At 44.0% G+C, this 18,151-nt stretch carries 16 protein-coding genes; 3 read left to right on the forward strand and 13 right to left on the reverse strand.

Annotated features, from left to right (window positions below; translation table 11 throughout):
* Position 1: 1 nt before the first annotated feature.
* From ybeY to ZYMOP_RS05735, 13 genes are all read right to left on the reverse strand, one after another.
* Positions 2-568 (reverse strand): rRNA maturation RNase YbeY, encoded by a 567-nt coding sequence (gene ybeY, locus ZYMOP_RS05675; RefSeq protein WP_013934393.1) that lies wholly within the window; start codon positions 566-568, stop codon positions 2-4.
* Positions 555-1,664: a PhoH family protein gene (locus tag ZYMOP_RS05680; RefSeq protein WP_013934394.1), complete on the reverse strand. Its 1,110-nt coding sequence runs from the start codon at positions 1,662-1,664 to the stop codon at positions 555-557. The genes ybeY and ZYMOP_RS05680 overlap by 14 nt, the downstream gene beginning before the upstream one ends.
* 143 nt (positions 1,665-1,807) lie before the next feature.
* Positions 1,808-3,136 carry a tRNA (N6-isopentenyl adenosine(37)-C2)-methylthiotransferase MiaB gene (gene miaB / locus ZYMOP_RS05685; RefSeq protein ID WP_013934395.1) on the reverse strand — a complete coding sequence of 443 codons (1,329 nt, stop codon included), beginning with the start codon at positions 3,134-3,136 and terminating at the stop codon, positions 1,808-1,810.
* A gap of 101 nt (positions 3,137-3,237) precedes the next feature.
* Positions 3,238-3,777 (reverse strand): chemotaxis protein CheW, encoded by a 540-nt coding sequence (locus ZYMOP_RS05690; RefSeq protein ID WP_013934396.1) that lies wholly within the window; start codon positions 3,775-3,777, stop codon positions 3,238-3,240.
* A gap of 156 nt (positions 3,778-3,933) precedes the next feature.
* Entirely contained in the window at positions 3,934-4,299 is a 366-nt protein-coding gene (locus ZYMOP_RS05695) for a response regulator (protein ID WP_013934397.1), read from the reverse strand.
* Positions 4,300-4,440: 141 nt separating this feature from the next.
* A complete protein-coding gene (locus tag ZYMOP_RS05700) occupies positions 4,441-4,977 on the reverse strand; it encodes a chemotaxis protein CheD (protein WP_013934398.1) in 537 nt (178 codons plus the stop codon).
* Between the two features lie 30 nt (positions 4,978-5,007).
* Entirely contained in the window at positions 5,008-6,060 is a 1,053-nt protein-coding gene (locus tag ZYMOP_RS05705; protein WP_013934399.1) for a protein-glutamate methylesterase/protein-glutamine glutaminase, read from the reverse strand.
* Positions 6,057-6,926, reverse strand: a complete 870-nt coding sequence (locus tag ZYMOP_RS05710) for a CheR family methyltransferase (RefSeq protein WP_013934400.1) — start codon at positions 6,924-6,926, stop codon at positions 6,057-6,059. The genes ZYMOP_RS05705 and ZYMOP_RS05710 overlap by 4 nt, the downstream gene beginning before the upstream one ends.
* Entirely contained in the window at positions 6,923-9,301 is a 2,379-nt protein-coding gene (locus tag ZYMOP_RS05715; protein WP_013934401.1) for a chemotaxis protein CheA, read from the reverse strand. Before ZYMOP_RS05715 ends, ZYMOP_RS05710 begins: the two co-directional genes overlap by 4 nt.
* A 14-nt stretch (positions 9,302-9,315) precedes the next feature.
* The gene (locus ZYMOP_RS05720; RefSeq protein ID WP_013934402.1) at positions 9,316-9,585 is read right to left on the reverse strand and encodes a chemotaxis protein CheX; all 270 of its coding nucleotides are present in this window, start codon (positions 9,583-9,585) and stop codon (positions 9,316-9,318) included.
* A 170-nt stretch (positions 9,586-9,755) separates the two neighbouring features.
* Positions 9,756-11,081 carry a methyl-accepting chemotaxis protein gene (locus ZYMOP_RS05725; RefSeq protein ID WP_013934403.1) on the reverse strand — a complete coding sequence of 442 codons (1,326 nt, stop codon included), beginning with the start codon at positions 11,079-11,081 and terminating at the stop codon, positions 9,756-9,758.
* Positions 11,082-11,573: 492 nt separating this feature from the next.
* Positions 11,574-13,688 carry a RelA/SpoT family protein gene (locus tag ZYMOP_RS05730; RefSeq protein WP_013934404.1) on the reverse strand — a complete coding sequence of 705 codons (2,115 nt, stop codon included), beginning with the start codon at positions 13,686-13,688 and terminating at the stop codon, positions 11,574-11,576.
* A gap of 439 nt (positions 13,689-14,127) precedes the next feature.
* Positions 14,128-14,925 carry an SDR family NAD(P)-dependent oxidoreductase gene (locus ZYMOP_RS05735; protein WP_013934405.1) on the reverse strand — a complete coding sequence of 266 codons (798 nt, stop codon included), beginning with the start codon at positions 14,923-14,925 and terminating at the stop codon, positions 14,128-14,130.
* Positions 14,926-15,400: 475 nt separating this feature from the next.
* Between ZYMOP_RS05735 and ZYMOP_RS05740 the strand changes: the two genes are divergently transcribed.
* From ZYMOP_RS05740 to ZYMOP_RS05750, 3 genes are all read left to right on the forward strand, one after another.
* Positions 15,401-16,384 (forward strand): aldo/keto reductase, encoded by a 984-nt coding sequence (locus tag ZYMOP_RS05740; protein ID WP_013934406.1) that lies wholly within the window; start codon positions 15,401-15,403, stop codon positions 16,382-16,384.
* 345 nt (positions 16,385-16,729) lie between these two features.
* Positions 16,730-17,869 carry a glycosyltransferase family protein gene (locus ZYMOP_RS05745; RefSeq protein WP_158498501.1) on the forward strand — a complete coding sequence of 380 codons (1,140 nt, stop codon included), beginning with the start codon at positions 16,730-16,732 and terminating at the stop codon, positions 17,867-17,869.
* Positions 17,862-18,104 (forward strand): hypothetical protein, encoded by a 243-nt coding sequence (locus ZYMOP_RS05750; RefSeq protein ID WP_013934408.1) that lies wholly within the window; start codon positions 17,862-17,864, stop codon positions 18,102-18,104. The genes ZYMOP_RS05745 and ZYMOP_RS05750 overlap by 8 nt, the downstream gene beginning before the upstream one ends.
* Positions 18,105-18,151 lie beyond the last annotated feature (47 nt).

The following is an 18,151-nucleotide window of genomic DNA, read 5'->3' on the forward strand; positions in this document are numbered from 1 at the left end:
GTTATCTCCGCTCATTTAATCGATCAACAGGCGAAACCGGCCTGTCACGGTTGCTTTCATCCGGTTCGGAATCTGCGTAAGGATCAGCAATATCAAGCATAGCCAAGGCCTTTCGCTCCAAAGCTTCCATAGCCTCTGCTTCCTCATCCAAAATATGATCATAGCCCAACAAATGAAGCATGCCATGGGTAATCAGATGGGTCACATGGGCTTCTAAAGAAATCGCTTTTTCCAAAGCTTCTTGCCGTGCGACGTCGAAAGCTAAAATCATATCCCCTAATAAACATTCTGCCCCGATCATCCTTTCTAACTGACTCAGTTCATCAGCGTCTAACATCGGGAAAGACAAAACATTCGTCGGGCGATCCTTATCCCGCCATGTTTTATTTAAGGCATGCACCTCATCATTATCAGAAAAACGGATCGAAATTTCTGCCTCATGGCCTTCCTCATTCAAAAAAGGAAATTGGCTGACTAGAATAGCCTGAGAGCAAGCTTTGACAGCAACCGCGTTCCAATCGGGTGATTTGGGCCATGAAGAAGCTATATCAGCCTCAACCGTTATCATTGGGCAATTCTTCCGTCACTGTTCCATCCTCAACCACAACCGAGGGTAGGGGATTAACATTTTCAGCAGTGGGCTGGGTAATCATCGCTAATTTTGCGCGTCCGATGGGGGTATTTTCATAAGCATCGACAATGCGTCCCACCAAAGGATGGCGAACAACATCCTGTGCTGTAAAGCGAGTAATACCGATTCCATCCACATTATCAAGGCGACGGACGGCATCTGCTAAACCGGAACGTCCCGGATTGGGTAAATCAACCTGTAGCGGATCCCCACAAACCACCATCCGGCTATTCATGCCAAAACGGGTAAGGAGCATTTTCATCTGTGCCGGTGTCGTATTCTGGGCTTCATCTAAAATAACAAAAGCATCGGATAGAGTACGTCCCCGCATAAAGGCCAAAGGCGCGATTTCAATTTCACCATTTTCAAGGCGGCGTTCGACCTGTTCCGCAGGAAGCATATCATAAAGGGCATCATAAAGCGGACGAAGATAAGGATCGACCTTTTCCTTCATGTCCCCTGGTAAAAACCCCAGTCGTTCACCCGCTTCAACGGCTGGACGAGATAAAATCAAGCGATCAACCGACCCTTGAATCATCTGCTGAACGGCCTGAGCGACCGCCAAATAGGTTTTACCGGTTCCGGCAGGCCCCAAGGCAAAAATTATATCCTTTGACTTCAACTGCTCCATGTAACGAATTTGGGTCGCTGATCGCGGAATAATAACTTTTTTACGGGTACGAATAACCAATTCGGGCGCATTACTGTTTTCTGTCTTAACAACGCCTTCCAAAGAGCTGTCCGAAGACATCGCAATAATGGCTTCTACGGCCCCTGCATCTAATTCCTGACCTTGGATAATGCGATTATAAATACTGGTTAGAACTTCACGGGCTTGGGCCGCATGGGTAGCTTCCCCCTCTATCTGCAAACGATTCCCGCGGGCGGCGATGTAAACACCAAGACGATTTTCAATGGTTACCAGATTTTGATCATATTCGCCAAAAAGTCGGCCTAACAACTGTGGCTTATCAAAGATAATCTCAAGCCGAGCAAGATCTCCGGCCTGCGCCTGTACCATTTTGCGCGCCATTCTATTTCCCTGTATCGTCGCCCCTTCGAAGGCATGGCTGCTTTGACGCTAGACCATTTCCTGTCGCAAGGGAACTGTTGCTCTGCACCTCAATTAATATTATTGCCGTTACCTTCTTTGGTTCCAGTCGTAAGATAAAATTATCAAGCCATAACAGATTCTGTCTGGCGTCCTCTTATACTATTGGGGCCGGCTTCACTTAATTCAACTGTTACCATATCCCCTATTTTTACGGGTGCCTCAATAATCACTGATTGTAACCAAGGGGATTTACCAATCATTTGGCCCAATTTTTTACCCGCACGCTCGATCAAAATATCAGTTTTCCGGCCTATAGTTTGCTGATTGAATTCTAATTGATGGGTATTCAACAATGCCTGTAATCGCTGCAAACGTTCTTTACTGACGCCCTGATCAATTTGATTATCCATATCAGCCGCCGGTGTCCCCGGACGCGGACTATAGGCAAAGCTGAAAGCCATGGCATAACGTACTTCAGAAATTAAATCTAAGGTCTCCTGAAAATCCTGCTCGGTTTCTCCTGGAAAACCGACGATAAAATCACCGGATAAAGCAATATCGGGGCGGACTTCCCGCAGTCGTTGCAACAGGGATAAATAACTTTCGGTTGTATGTGCGCGGTTCATCGCTTTTAAAATACGATTACTGCCTGACTGCACAGGTAAATGTAAAAAAGGCATCAGCTTTTTTATATCGCCATGCGCTTCTATCAGCCCTTCACTCATGTCATTGGGATGGCTGGTCATATATCGAATACGTTCCAGACCGCTGATTTTATCCAAAGCGCGGATTAATCCCTCTAACCCTTGAGGCCTTCCCGCATCATCTTCACCCGACCATGCATTGACATTTTGCCCAAGCAGAGTGATTTCGCGTGCCCCTTTATCGACAAGGGCATGGGCTTCGTTAATAATCCGTGAAAAAGGCCGAGAAATCTCGGCGCCGCGCGTATAAGGAACCACACAATAGGTGCAAAATTTATCGCAGCCCTCTTGCACTGTCAAAAAGGCCGTCGGGCCTACCTTTTTGCGTGCGGGGAGCTTATCAAATTTTGATTCCACAGGCATATCAATATCAACGACTTTACCCGAAGCCGCTTGGCGGATTAATTCAGGTAAATGATGATAAGCCTGTGGGCCGACAACAATATCGACCATTTTTGTGCGGGCTAAAACTTCGGCCCCTTCGGCCTGCGCCACACAACCCGCCAAAGTAATCATGGGCGAAGTGCCATCGGCCCGTTTCAAACGGCCAATCTCGGAATAGACTTTCTCGGCTGCTTTTTCACGAATATGACAGGTATTAAGCACGACAAGATCAGCTGTCGCTGCATCTTCTGCAGCAATCATGCCTTCGGCTTCTAAAAGTTCTGACATTCTTTCGCCATCATAGCCATTCATCTGACAGCCGAAAGATTTAACGTAAAAGCGCTTTAAAGGGGGTCGGTTCATAAAAAAAGCTATAGCCAAATTGATAAAAAGCGGAAAGAGGGCTCATAACAATTCAGCCTCCCTCTTTTCACCTTTTAGCCCCCAAACCGACTTTCAATCGCTTATTCTGGTGGTTGCTCTTGTAAATGAAGATTATTTTCCCGCAAACGATCCAGCGCCAACACCATAATCATACGATCATCAATGGTGACTAGGCCTTCTAAAAAGCGTGCCGCTGATGATTCGCCAACATCCGGTACCGGCTGCATATTCTCGTTACGCGCCGTTACAATATCATTCACGGCATCAACAATCAGGCCTTGCAATTGATCGCCAATATTAACCACAATGATGACATGGCGTGCCGTGGGTTCAGTCATACCCCATCCCAGACGTTGCCGAAGGTCAAAAACAGGTAACACTACGCCGCGTAAATTAACAACCCCCCGCACATAATTCGGGACATTCGGTAAATTCGTTGCCGGTGACCATGCGCGTATTTCGCGGATAGCCATAATATCGACCCCAAAAAACTGTTCACCGATATGAAAAGTGATCAGTTGACGGGCATTCGAGGCATTCTGCCAATCATGGATTTGGTTTTGTAAGGCGGTATTACCCGACTTACCTGATGCCAGCAGCTCATTTTTATTGTCGCCCATAAATAAAGAGCCTCCTTTTTGGCTGTCTGAAAAATACTTAAAAAATTTTCCTAAAAAACGGCCTCGAAAAGTCCTTTATCACCATGCTAGGGATGAAAAACTTTTCCTTAATATTTTTGCCAACCTCTTAAAGGAACGACTAAAAATCTGAAAATGTTAATGGAGTACGCGTCGGATCGCCGCGGCCAACTTTTCAGGGCTAAAAGGCTTCACGATCCAGCCCGTAGCCCCAGCTACACGGGCACGTTGCTTCTTTTCGTCTGATGTCTCAGTCGTCAGAACTAAGATAGGCATATTGCGCCATCCATTGTCCTGCCTTACATTTTCAATCAAACCAAAACCGTCCATACGCGGCATATTAATATCGGTAATTAACAAATCAGGTTTTGTGTTACCCAGCTTTTCCATAGCATCTACGCCGTCTTCTGCTTCAACAACAGAATAGCCCATTTTCCCTAAAGCGGCACGTAAAAGCATACGCATGCTAGGGGAGTCATCGACAGTCATTATTATCTGCGCCATTTTATTTCCCTGAAAGCTAACACTCACCTAAAATTTTTAATAAAATATAGGGGATATTCTTCTACAAAGCGGCATCAACAGAATAAACAGATTCTTCTTTTTTCCGGTTTTAAACGCATTGTTTTAAAAAAAGGTAACGTTTTAAAAAAAGGTGACATCCCCAGAATCCGTCGGAACAACTTCCAATCTTTCAACTGGACGTTGATTTTCAACATGACGACATCGGGCAAGGCCTAACCCCGGACAAAAATCAACCCTTCTTGCCGTAACACCGCCAATATCTTCAGCGGTTAAGGCAATATGTTCATCTTTTAAGAAACGGCGTGCGAATTCAGCATTTTTATAACCAATATCCCCAAAACCGCTCCGCATAGTAGCACCACCATAAAGACGGGCTCGTAACCGATTCCGATGAGCGCCCCGTTCCAACATAGCGTTAATCAACACTTCCATCGCATAAACGCCATAGCGTTTTAACGACTGTGGATCGTGATCGCGGCTGGTAGGTTCGGCTAATAAAAAATGATTCATACCACCAATTTTTGTTAAAGGATCAAAAAGGCAGGCTGAAATACAACTGCCCAAGACAGTCGAAAAAAGTACATCCGGCTGATCCGAAACCTGTTTGTCGCCTTGCAACACATCAATACGTCTGAAATCCGCAATATTAACCTTCATCGCCCCCTACCGCTTTTCGCTATCTCCTTATCAGGCACAGGCTTCCAAAGCACGGGCTGCAATCTTAGATAAAGATAACTGAACCTCAACAGCGCCTTGCTTAAAAGCCGCCGCAGGCATTCCATAAACCACACAACTTTCTTCATCCTGACCAATCGTAAAAGAACCTGTATCACGCATAGCTTTTAAACCTATTGCGCCATCTTGTCCCATACCGGTCAAAATAACACCGACAGCCCGTCGCCCGCAATTCTTTGCAACAGATAAAAACATACGATCCACAGAAGGCCGATGACCACTCATCGGCTCATCGGCGACCAGAATACAACGCGGCCCATGGGCGGCATTTTGAAACTCAAGATGACGATCACCCCCGGGGGCTACATATACATGCCCGGGAATCAAAGGGTCGCCTGTTTTAGCTTCCGAGACCGTAGGCGGGCACATCCGGTTCAAACGATTAGCAAAACTAGTCGTAAATAAAGGAGGCATATGCTGCACAATCAAGGTCGGCGGACAATTCTCGGGAAAATCTTTCAATAATGCCAGTAAAGTTTCAACGCCGCCGGTGGAAGCACCGATTGCGATGATACTGCCCGGCTTTGGACGATAGCCAGAGGACGACACAGAGGAAGATTTTACCTGTGTAGCATTAGAAGAATGCCGCCGGAAAATAGGACGATGTCCGCCAGATTTGGCCGCTGCCTTAATCATCTCAATCAAAGCAAGACTCTGAGATCTATCCGATGCAAAGCCTAAGGCCGGTTTAGCAAAACAATCGAAAGCCCCTAGTTCCATGGCTTTCAAGGTCGCCTCAGCACCGGCAGCCGTTAAAGCCGATACCATAATAACCGGCATCGGGCGCAGACGCATCACTTTTTCTAGAAAATCAAGACCGTCCATACCCGGCATTTCAATATCTAAAGTCATGACGTCAGGATTAAGTTCTTTAATCATTTGTCGGGCTGTAGAGGGACAATCGGCCTTACCAACCACTTCAATTTCTGGGTCTAATGAAATCATCATCGATAGGATAGCTCGCATCGTTGGCGAGTCATCCACAATAAGTACTCTGACCGTCACATTGCCCTCTTTTGATATATTGTTTGACCCTTGGAAACAAAATCAGAGGCTGCCTTACCAATCAAACGTTCAGAATGACCAATATAAAGCATTCCCCCTCCTAATAATTTCTTAGAAAAGTTCTGAAAAAGTGTATTTTTTGTTGTATCGTCGAAATATATCATAACATTTCGACAAAAGATAACATCAAATTGATGACGCATTGGCCAATTACCCAAAAGGTTTAATTCCCGAAAGGCAATTAATTCCTTTAAAAGGGGATGAACGACCATCTGATCTCCATCGGATTCCATCCAAATATTACGTAAGTTGGGGGGAATAGATTGGGCAATAGTCATTGCATACATCCCCTCTCTAGCCGTCGCTAAAACATGCGGGGCCAGATCAGAGGCTAAAATGCGAAAATCATGTTTCAATAGCCAATTGGGCAGGTTACGATCCGTGCCAGCAAGCGCCATAGCGATACTGTAAGGCTCTTCTCCACTCGAACATCCGGCTGACCATATGCGCACCCGATCTCCGGCTTCTAATTTAGCTTTTAATTGCGGCCAAACATGCGCGGTAAAATGATCGAAATGATGTTTTTCTCGAAAAAAACTCGTGTGGTTTGTGGTAAGCGCCGTTACGGCACGGGTGCGTTCTTCGTCATCTTTTTTCAAGAGAGCGAGATAATCGCTAAAACGCTGCAAACCACAAGCACGCAATCGCTTGGATAGACGTGAATAAACTAGATTAGTTTTACTCGCTTGTAATGTAATACCTGCATTTTGGTAAACGAGATGCTTTACCTGTTCAAAATCACTCTGGGTATATTCAAATTCACGCCGGTCTTGTCTTACATCATCACGCATATCTAAACTGTTCATGCGGCCATCCCGATAGAAGAGGAATGCGTATCATGCCGCCAACGGGCAACCAGACTATCCACATCTAAAATCAAAGCGACGCGCCCATCCCCAAGGATGGTGGCCCCAGCCAAGCCAGCAATAGCTTGATAGTTAGCTTCCAAACTTTTTACCACGACCTGCCGCTGATCTAAAATCTGATCAACCATCAACACCGCTTGACCACCATCCGATTCAACAACAATTAAAACGGATTTAAAGGGATCTGTTTCAGCGTCTTTTACGGCTAGCTCTCGACCAATTGACTGGATCGGAACATAAGAGCCACGCACGTTTAATAGCTTTTCTTGCGTACCAATGCCGCTGATTTCGCCTTCATTGGGTTGCAAGCTTTCAACAATATGACCAAGGGGAATGACATACGTCTGATCGCCGACTTGGACGATCATTCCATCCAACACAGCCAAAGTTAAAGGTAAACTTAATGTAAAGGTCGATCCTAAACCGGGTCGCGAATAAATGCCGATACGGCCACCTAAGGCTTGCACATTTTTGCGGACAACATCCATACCGACACCGCGGCCGGAAACATTCGTTACCTTGGCTGCGGTTGAAAAACCGGGCGCAAAAATCAAATTATCAATTTCATCATCTGACAAGCTTTGATCGGGCGCAACAATCCCTTTTTCAATCGCTTTTTCTAAAATCCGGTCGCGGTTCATACCCCGACCATCATCCGAAATACGAATAATAATACGACCTGAGCGATGCTCAGCAGCCAGAGTGACCACGCCTTCTTCTGGCTTTCCGGCAGCGATCCTTTCTTTGGGCGTTTCCAGACCATGATCAACGGCATTTCGGATAAGATGGGTCAACGGTTCACCAATACGTTCGACAACCGTTTTATCGACTTCCGTCATTTCCCCTTCGACATCCAATCGTACGCGTTTGCCCGTTTCACCTTCCAATTCCCGAATAATACGAGGCACGCGACTGAAAACTGTTTTCATCGGCTGCGCACGGATAGACATGGCACTATCTTGCAGTTCGCGGGTCAAATGATCGAGATCGGTCAATTCTGAAGATCCCGATAAACCCTGATCATTCAAGCGTTGGGCAAGCATAGCCTGTGTAATCACCAATTCACCGACCAGATTTACCAACCGATCAAGCTTATCAAGATCGACGCGGATTGTTTGCGCAAGGGCAGGTGCCGCCTGTCTTTGGGGCGCATTCGGAGCCGTATTGCTTGAAGAGGAAGGGGAAGAAGAAGGATTAGGTTCGTTTTTTTTAACAGCTGTCGCCTGCTTTGACGGCGCAGCCTTAGATACAGAAGGGGAAGCCTGCCCCCGTGATGCGGCGGCAGCTTCTATAGATTGCGCCTTAGAAGCTGTTTTGGGTGCTGATAGCTGAGGCTTCGACCGAGATTTTTCTGAATTATCCGCAGAGATATTCTTATCTGAATCCACTTTTTTTAAAGCAGCCAACGCCTTTTCGGCCGCCTCAGCTGTAATCGGCGTCAGGCTCTGCTTTTCAGGTATCGGCGGCATGGCCTCATTCTTTTGACCTGCGCGAATGAGAACCACTTCTGAAATATCACCGACAAATTCAAAAACGGCACGGATGTCTTCTTCTTCCACGTCAGCGGGTAACGACATCCACCAGCCCAGGTAAGACTGTTCTGGGTCTAATTTATCCAAAGGCGGTAGCGTACTATAATCTACCGCCAAAATATCCGCCCCCATGGAATCAAGTTCCCGCAATAACAGCAGCGGGTCACTTCCGTTTTCCAAGGCATGACGATCAGGTTTAAACCACAATCGCCAAGACATATCCTCTGGATCGTCCTTTTCAGCCTCTTCGCTTACGGCGTCTGAAGGTGCATCAAGAGAGGTAAGAAGATCGTCAAAATCAAAATCACTATTTTCAATCGAGGAAGAGGCTTCTTCTTCAACTTTTTCGGGCTCAGCGGGCGCTTCTTTTGCCTTTTCCTGAGTGGACTCGTCAGGATGGGCTCCGTCTTCCTCCATGGCTTCGGTTAAACGCGCCATTATTTGGGAATCATCCGGCGTATCGCGTTCACCACTTGCCGCAGCGACATGATCACTCAACATGTCAAAAGCCGCCATCAAGGTAGCCAGCAGCTCAGGAGTCAGGGATAGCGCACCATTTCTTAGCTTATCAAGCAGGGTCTCATAGTGATGAGCAAAGCCGCGCAATTGTTCAAAACCAAAAGCACCGGCACCGCCTTTGATAGAATGAACGGCTCGAAAGATCGTATTGATCGTTTCGTCATCTTGTACGCCATCCCGACAAAGTGAAAAACACGCCTCCATATTCGAGAGGCCTTCTTCACATTCCTGAAAGAAAATATTCTGAATTTCGTCGAAACTCACAGCCTTATCCTCACTCAGCTTGTCGGTGCAAAAAGCAGCGTTTCAAGGCCTAAAATCCGAGCGCCATAGCGAAAATTCTCGCTAGGCTGCTCGATTATAAAATTAAGCCCTGCATTTTCAGCACTCAAACGTGCACTTAAAAGAACTTGCAGACAAGCTTGTCCTACCAGCTCTACTGATTCTCCGGTCAAATGAATTGACCGGTTTTGCTCCAGATCGGCCCTAACCCCTGTTGCTAGGGTAAGAGACTGTGCGGTATCAAGCTTTGTAGGCAATGCCTGCATTTTTTCTTCCTTGAACTTTCGGTCTATCCGAAAAAGATAGAAGACAGAATGTTCATTATATAACGACTACATTAGGTTAAATTTTATTTAAAAAGCATAAGGAATTAACAATAAGTCATATTGAATAAACCATAAGCCAGACATTACCCCAAAAGTAATGAAGGTACAGGTTACGCTGTTATTAACTGATGTGCAGCTATATGTTGTGACGGTGTTTTACCTGAACCAAGGTCGAAGCGGGCCACCTGATTAGAGAGATTATCAGATTCTTCCGCAAGACTACGGGCAGCAGCCGTAGCTTCTTCGACCATGGCCGCATTTTGTTGGGTGACAGAATCCATTTCGCCAATAGCGATATTAATCTGTTGAAGGCGTTCGGATTGGGCATGGGCCGATTCCGAAATGTTACGGATAGCTTGGGTAATTTCCGCAATACGGGCAATAATGCGTCCCAAGACATCACCCGCCTGTGTGACCAGATGTACCCCATCGGCAATCTGTTTGGCATTGGCCGTAATAAGGCCTTTGACGTTGCTGGCAGCATCGGCAGAACGCTGCGCTAAAGCGCGCACTTCTGCGGCGACGACAGAGAATCCCTTACCGGCATCGCCTGCACGGGCAGCCTCAACACCAGCATTCAAAGCCAAAAGATTGGTCTGAAAAGAAATACCGTCAATCAATCCGATAATAGACGCAATTTCATGTGATGCTTTTTCGATTCCACCCATAGCTTCCGTCGTATTTTTGATAACGACTTCACCTTGCTCGGCCTCATGATTAATTTCACCCATCACTTGGTTAACATGGGCAGCATTATTAGCCGTTTCGTTTACCCCTTTAGTAACATCGTCCATCGTGCGGGATGTTTCTTCGATACTGGCAGCATGTTGTTCGGTGCGCTGTGCCAAGTCATGCGATGCATCACTTATTTCACGGGCACCCGTATTAATACTGTTGCTGGATTCTGCCACCGTTTGGGTCATTTCAGCCAAAGAATTCATGGCCGCGTTATAATTTTTCCGCAAGGATTCATAAAGATCTGGGAAGGGCGACGTAATACGGCTGGCTAAATCGCCTTGCGCCAATTTATTAAGGCGTTCTGCCAAGGTATCCGTGACAATACGCTGACCTTTGGTGACGGCTTCCAAATTAAGGGCATTATTACGGAAAACGTCCATGGCGCGTGTCATGCGTCCTACGCAGTCTTTATGATCCCGATAGGCAATAGGACTATCAAGATCACCCGCAGCCAGCTGTTCCATACGGATAACTGTATTGACATAGGGACCACTTATCACCTTTCCGGTCAAATAAGAAAAAACAGTGGTCACAAAAACACCCGCCACGCCAGAAGCGATGGCTAGAAGATAGCTTCCGGTAAAAGTAAGGCTGCTAAAAATGGCAAGAACCATCAATAAAGAAATTAACAGCTGCCCTAATAAAATGGCTTTAAATTTTACCTTAATAGGGGCTTGGGTAGAAAACCAATGCAGCATGGTATTTATCCTAACCTTTTTTGTAAGATCGATTCCGTTTTTTGAGAAATATCAGCAGAAATTACAGCCAAACTAAAACCGAACCACTAAAGTTGTCTCTTCTATTTTAACGACTAGATTATTTAAAAATTCACTAATCGCTTAAAATAAAAATTTTTATAATTTTATATTACTACACCTATTATAAAATATAATTTATTTTAAAAAATCAATATTTATACTATTATATAATATATTAAATTTCATTAAATTCTTTAAAGAAATAAAAATTACATTTTATTGTAACCCCAAGTTTTTTTTAATAAAACTTTTAAATCTTCATTACATAAATTGATATTTTGATTTTAAAAAAAATCTTAAAAAATAATGGCTTGGAAAAAATTTTCGGGGCTGCTGATAAAAAAGATAAGGAAAAAAATGAGGCCCAAAAAAAGGATAAAGCCCGTTAAGACTTTATCCTTCCTGTATTCTTTATTTAATGTAAAATCAGTCTTAGGCTTCTAGCAACAATTGCTCTCTTTCCGCCTGAACAACCACATCGGCAGCGCGTAAGGCTGCCAAGATTCGCATTAAATGCTGAAGATCTCTTACTTCAAGGGTAACATTAAACGTGTGAAAATTCTCATCACGATCTGCCAGCACCAGATTAATAATATTGGCCTTATGGGCACCGAAAATAGTGGCCATAACGCCCAAGGCACCCGCTTCATTCTTGACAACAACACGCAGACGAACAGTTGCGCCCTCGGCTTTATCACCCCACCGTAAATCTACCCAGTCATAAGGATCAGTTTCTGCCAAATGGGGACAATCAATAACATGCACTTCAATAGAAGCATGGGGACGTCTTAACCCTACAATGCGATCACCCGGTACCGGATGACAACAAGTAGCTAATTCATAGGCAGCACCAGGAGTCAGACCTCGAATAGAGATCGCTTGATTCATTAAACGCGGTAACGGCTCGCTGGCATCATGTAAGGCCATACCCGGCATTAAAGCTTCGATAACCGCATCATCTGTTATGTTGCGAAGGGCGATAGCCTCAAACAAATCATCGGCTTCTTTTAGGCCTAAACGCGGTAACGCCGCCTCTAGTGCATTCTCTGATAAAGGCGCTGGCAAGCGTTTAATAATCGTTTCGTAAAGCTGCCGACCCAGGGTTAAGGTATCGCTCCGCTCTTTATTCCGCACATAACGACGAATAGCCGCCCGTGCTTTACCCGTGGTAATGAAATTGAGCCATGAAATCTGCGGTATCTGAGCTGCCGAGCGCAGAATATCTACCTGATCACCATTTTCAATTCGGGTACCCAAAGGCACCACACGACCATTAATTTTTGCCCCGACGGTCTGATTACCTAAATCCGTATGCACGGCATAGGCAAAATCCACCGGCGTTGCCCCTTGCGGCAACTGAATAAGTTCTCCTGTGGGCGTAAAAGCAAAGATACGGTCTTTGTACATTGCCATCTTGGTATGTTCGAGCAACTCTTCGGGGCTCTCAGCATTATCAAGAATTTCAACCAGATCACGAATCCAGCCACTTTGCTGAAATTTATCCGGTGCTGTTTTCTGCTTATAAGCCCAATGCGCGGCCAGTCCATATTCAGCTTGCTCATGCATCGCCTGAGAACGGATTTGAATTTCAATACGCAGATTTTCGTTGTGAATGACCGCTGTATGAAGCGAACGATAGCCGTTTCGACGAGGCGTCGAGATATAATCTTTAAACCGCCCCGGCACCATCGGCCATTTACCATGCAAAATACCCAAAGCCCGATAACAATCTTCGGTATTATCGACGATAACGCGGAAAGCCATAACATCCGATAATTGATCAAAACTGATATGGCGTTCTTCCAGTTTTTTCCAAATCGAATAGGGGTGCTTCTGACGGCCCGAGACCTTGGCTTTGATACCGGCTTTTTCTAATACCTCGCCAATCCCCGTTATGATCCGCTTAATCTGCCCCGTATCGCCTTTATTAAGCTGCTCCAGCCGCCTTGTAATCGAGGCATAGGCTTCGGGTTCCAAAAACTGAAAAGATAACGTCTGCATTTCACGCATGAATTCATACATGCCGATCCGCTCAGCCAGCGGGGCATAAATATCCATGGTTTCCCGCGCGATACGGCGTCTTTTTTCTTCTTTGGGAATGAAATGCAATGTCCGCATATTATGAAGCCGGTCAGCCAGTTTCACCAACAGAACACGAATATCATCGGACATTGCCAGCAAAAATTTTCGCAAATTCTCGGCAGCCCGTTCGGTAACGGATTGTGCTTCAATACGCGATAATTTGGTAACCCCCTCTACCAATCGCAAAACAGAGGCGCCGAACAGCTTTTCCAACTGTTCCCTGGTCGCAACCGTGTCTTCAATGGTATCATGCAGAATAGCGGTTACGATTGTCTCTGCATCCATATGAATATCGGTTAAGATGCCCGCCACTTCCAAGGGATGACTGAAGTAAGGGTCACCACTGGCGCGTTTCTGGTTGCCATGCGCTTTCATAGAAAAGACATAGGCACGGTTTATCAGCGCTTCATCAGCGTTGGGATCGTAGCTTAAAACCCGATCGACTAATTCATATTGTCTCAACACAAGGATAAAATTGCGAAGGATTGAAAGAGATGCAACCCCTCATTCGCAAAGGAACGCATAATTTTAGAGTCCCTATAAAATAATTTTAGAGTCCCTATAAAAATGACAACGAGATTGATCAAATATCGCCTATCCTTAAGCTAAAATTACCCTCAATGTTTAATAATAAAGGACGAGTTGAAGTATAAAAACACACTAAAAATTTAACCAATATATTATAATTATTTATCAAAATAATTTAATATCTGGATTATTTTAGATAGGCTTAAAAAGCATAAATTTTCATTTTATTTAATTTATTTGCTTCAAAAAAAAACAATTTTATAAGAAATTTTTATAAAAAAGGCAGTCTTTCCCTATTAAAAGACCGCCATTTATTATTTATTAGTTAATATAGTAAACTTTAATATGTCGGCAATATTTCAAATAATACCTACTCTTACAAATAATTGAGGATACCGCCTTCAACCCGTAAGGAAGCGCCCGTTGTAGCAGAGGCAAAAGGTGAAGCCGCATAAAGCACCATATTAGCCACCTCTTCAACACTGGCAGCGCGTTGAATAATGGACGAAGAACGCGCGGTCTTGGTGAATTCAGCGGCAACATCTTCATAAGATCGGCCGGTTTTCTTAACCGTTGGCTCTAAAAGTTTTTTCATACCTTCGGACAAAGTCGGTCCCGGTAATACGGAATTAACCGTGACACCGCTACCAGCTAAACTTTTCGCTAATCCGCGCGCAATCGCTACTTGAGCGGTTTTACTAAAACCATAATGCACCATCTCAACGGGAATATTGAAGGCAGATTCAGAGGCAATAAAGATAACGCGCCCCCATCCCCGTTTAGCCATGTCTTTTGCATAAGCGCGAGAAAGACGAACGCCCGACATCACGTTAATATCAAAGAAATTCTGCCAACATGCGTCATCCGTATCGAAAAAATCGCTTTGCGGATTAAAGATACCAACATTATTCACTAAAATATCACAAGAAGGATGCGCTTTTATCAAAGCATCGCAGCCTTCAGCATTTCCTAAATCTCCGACAAATCCGACAACTTCCGATTCAGGAGCTGCTTTTTTCACCTCAGTAATGGCTTTATCAAGCTTTTCTTGATGACGGCCATTAACGATAACTTTGGCACCTGCTTCTGCAAGGCGTATCGCAATACCTAAACCAATACCTTCGGATGAACCACTGACGAGCGCCGTTTTACCAGAGAGGTCTATCGCGATCATATTATCGTTCCCTATTTATAAAAGAAATTTCGGAAATCAGGACATAAAACACGGGGACAGTACGTTCAAAAGAGAGCAAGCACCACAATGGCTTCACTTCTAACACTATAAAAAATTCAAACCTTATAGTTATAAAAACGAAATTTATCGCAACAGTTTCCCTTATTCTTTGCGATTATTCCCGATGAAATAACCGTTAAATATTGATTATATCAATAAAAAATCAAATCTTGATCCTATCCCTTTCTCGCTCCGTAGAAAGGATACAATCTATATCAAAACTTGAATTGCTTAAAATCGGTGTTTTTAAAATACTTGAAAAAAAGCCTTTCTCTAAGGGATATTTTTCAAAGGTTATTTGTTTTTATGGTTAGAGCCAGACACTGAATCCGGCCATTTCTGAAAATATAAATAATTACCGCAGGGTATTCAAAAGGATGCCCTCACTCCCCTTTTTACAGTGTTAGGAAAAATCATGGAACAGCGTCTTTTAGGCAAAACAGGTTTCAAGATTGCCCCCGTTGTATTGGGTGGCAATGTCTTTGGTTGGACTATTGACGAAAAACGCAGCTTTGAAATTCTTGATGCATGGGTCGATGCAGGATTCAATGCCGTTGATACCGCGGATATATATTCTGCATGGGTCAATGGTAATAAAGGGGGAGAATCCGAAACTATCATTGGACATTGGTTGCAAACACGACCGGATAAACGGGATAAAATTCTAATCTTTACAAAAGGCGGCGGCGATTTTGGCGATAATAAACGCAAGGGTTTAGCCGCTGGTTATATCCGTTTAGCGGTAGAAGCCTCTCTAAAACGATTAAATATCGAAGCTATTGATCTTTATCAATCTCACTTTCCTGATGAAAGTGTTTCGGATGAAGAAACCTTGGGTGCTTATAAAGATTTAATGAAAGAAGGGAAAATCAAGGCTATTGGGGCTTCCAATTTTAATGCCGAACAATTGGCCCACGCCTTAAAAATTTCGGAAGAGAAGGGGCTACCTGCCTATCAGACCTTACAACCCGAATATAACCTTTATGATCGAGATAGTTATGACGGTGCCCTACGCGAATTATGCATAAAAAAAGGCCTCGGTGTCATCACCTATTTCAGCCTCGCTTCCGGCTTTCTTTCCGGTAAATATCACTCGAAAGCCGATCTCGATAAAAGCCCACGCGGAAAAGGTATTGAAAAATATTTAACTGAACGGGGTATGCATATTATCGCTGCCTTAGAAAAAACTGCCCAAAAACATAATGCAAAACCTGCCGAGGTTGCCCTTGCATGGTTGATTGCAAGAGATGGCGTAACGGCCCCGATTGCCAGTGCAACCAATCTCCAACAATTACAAAGCCTTCAAAAAGCCGCGACTTTGAAGCTGAACGCTTCAGATATTATGTTGTTAGATAAAGCGAGCGCGCCTGCACGAGAAGAAGCGACTACGATGGCTTAAAACCTAGATACCAGACTACTAGATACTATAATAAAGGCTGCTTTTGATTCGAGATACAAAAGCAGCCTTTATTAATATTAATAAAAATTTTTAAGGTCAAAAAATCAGTCTTTGCCTTTTGATCAAAAGAGATCACCCTTTAACAAATAAAAAAATTGGCTTAAACAGCGGCGTATTCTTTCAAATACGCAGATATGAATTGTGGAAAATCAAAAAATCTCATCCTCTTTTTCTCGTGAACGCTTTAGTTTTTTGCCGATAAAACGACTGAAATTCATAAAGACCCGGAAAAAGGCACCTGTATCAGATTTTAATAATGAGACCGATTTTCAGACTATTAAAAGGGTGCTTCCGCTTCTCCTTATCGGTCATATTCTCTTATTAGCCGCAACGCCTGTCCTCTTATCTCTTATGCATTATAAAAGCAGTATTATCGAGATAACCTGCCATTGGGACTGCCATTGGTATGCAGCTATTGCCAAGGGGGGCTATATAACGCCGCTTATAGAGCAAAGAGACCCTGGACAGGATACATGGGCGTTTTTTCCGCTTTTTCCGTTAGCCGTACGTTTTCTTTCAAAAATAACCCATCTTGATATAGAAACTAGCGCCTTATGGCTCAATGCCTGCCTACTCCCCTTGTTAATCCTTGCAACTATGCTTTATGCCAAAGCTAAAAATATTCTTTATTCCGCGCCTCTTTTCTGTCTGTTTTTTCTTATTTTCCCCTTGGGTATATGGTATCGAATACAATATAGTGAATGCCTTTATGGCTTATTATTGATGATGACGCTCTATTTCATGCAAAAGGGCTCTATTCAATTAGCCTCTATACCCGCTTTTTTACTTACTGCCTGTCGTCCAACAGGTATGATTATTAGTGCAGTTATAGCTTTTTTTCACTTCATTTCTGCCTTTACAGAACCGGATTACTCAGGCTCTACATTCCATTCTGACAAAAAGAAAAAAATCTCTTTTTACCATTGCCTATGCACATCTCAAAAAATCAAGGCTTTGATAGAAAGTAGTAGTTTTTTTATTATCAGTGCCAGCGGTCTGGCGTTTTATATGATTTATCTTCACCAAATAACGGGTGATGCGATGGCTTTTTCTCATGTGCAAATCGGCTGGCACAGGTATTTTGCTAATCCTATTCACCATTTAATCCATGACATCCATGCCCATCATCATGGCTTTGCACTTGATGTTTTTGCCTTAGCAGGTGTCGCACTTATTATTTGGGGATTTTTCAAAGGACAATGGTTAGAAAGCCTTTTATTAACCGCGACCGCGATTCTCTCGCTTTCAACTGGGATTAACTCCATTCACCGGATTATTTTTGCTAATCCGCTTGCTATTATTTTATGTTGGCAAATGATTACCCCGTTATCCCGCCCTATCAGAAATACTCTTTTTTCGATTATGCTTCTATCAGACGTCATCTTAACAATCGTATGGCTTCATGGGAGTGCCTTTCTTGCCTGAATTACAAAACCAGATTCCACAGTCCTCTAAAAAGTTTGGTCGCATAGCATGGCTACTGGTGGCTTGGCTGATCACGCTCCCTATTGATCTTCTCGCTTTTTATGATGTCATGACGCCAAAAGTCAGCCCACTCTATCGTAGATACTATATTGATCACAGTATAAGCGCCCAAGACTATCAAAATCGTTCCAAAGCACCCCCTATCCATCATCCTATTGATTGGAGCACACAATAAATCGAATAAGACAAACTTATATCAAATTTAAGGGGTATTTGAGACCC

This window comes from Zymomonas mobilis subsp. pomaceae ATCC 29192 (genome assembly GCF_000218875.1).
GTDB classification, from domain to species: domain Bacteria; phylum Pseudomonadota; class Alphaproteobacteria; order Sphingomonadales; family Sphingomonadaceae; genus Zymomonas; species Zymomonas pomaceae.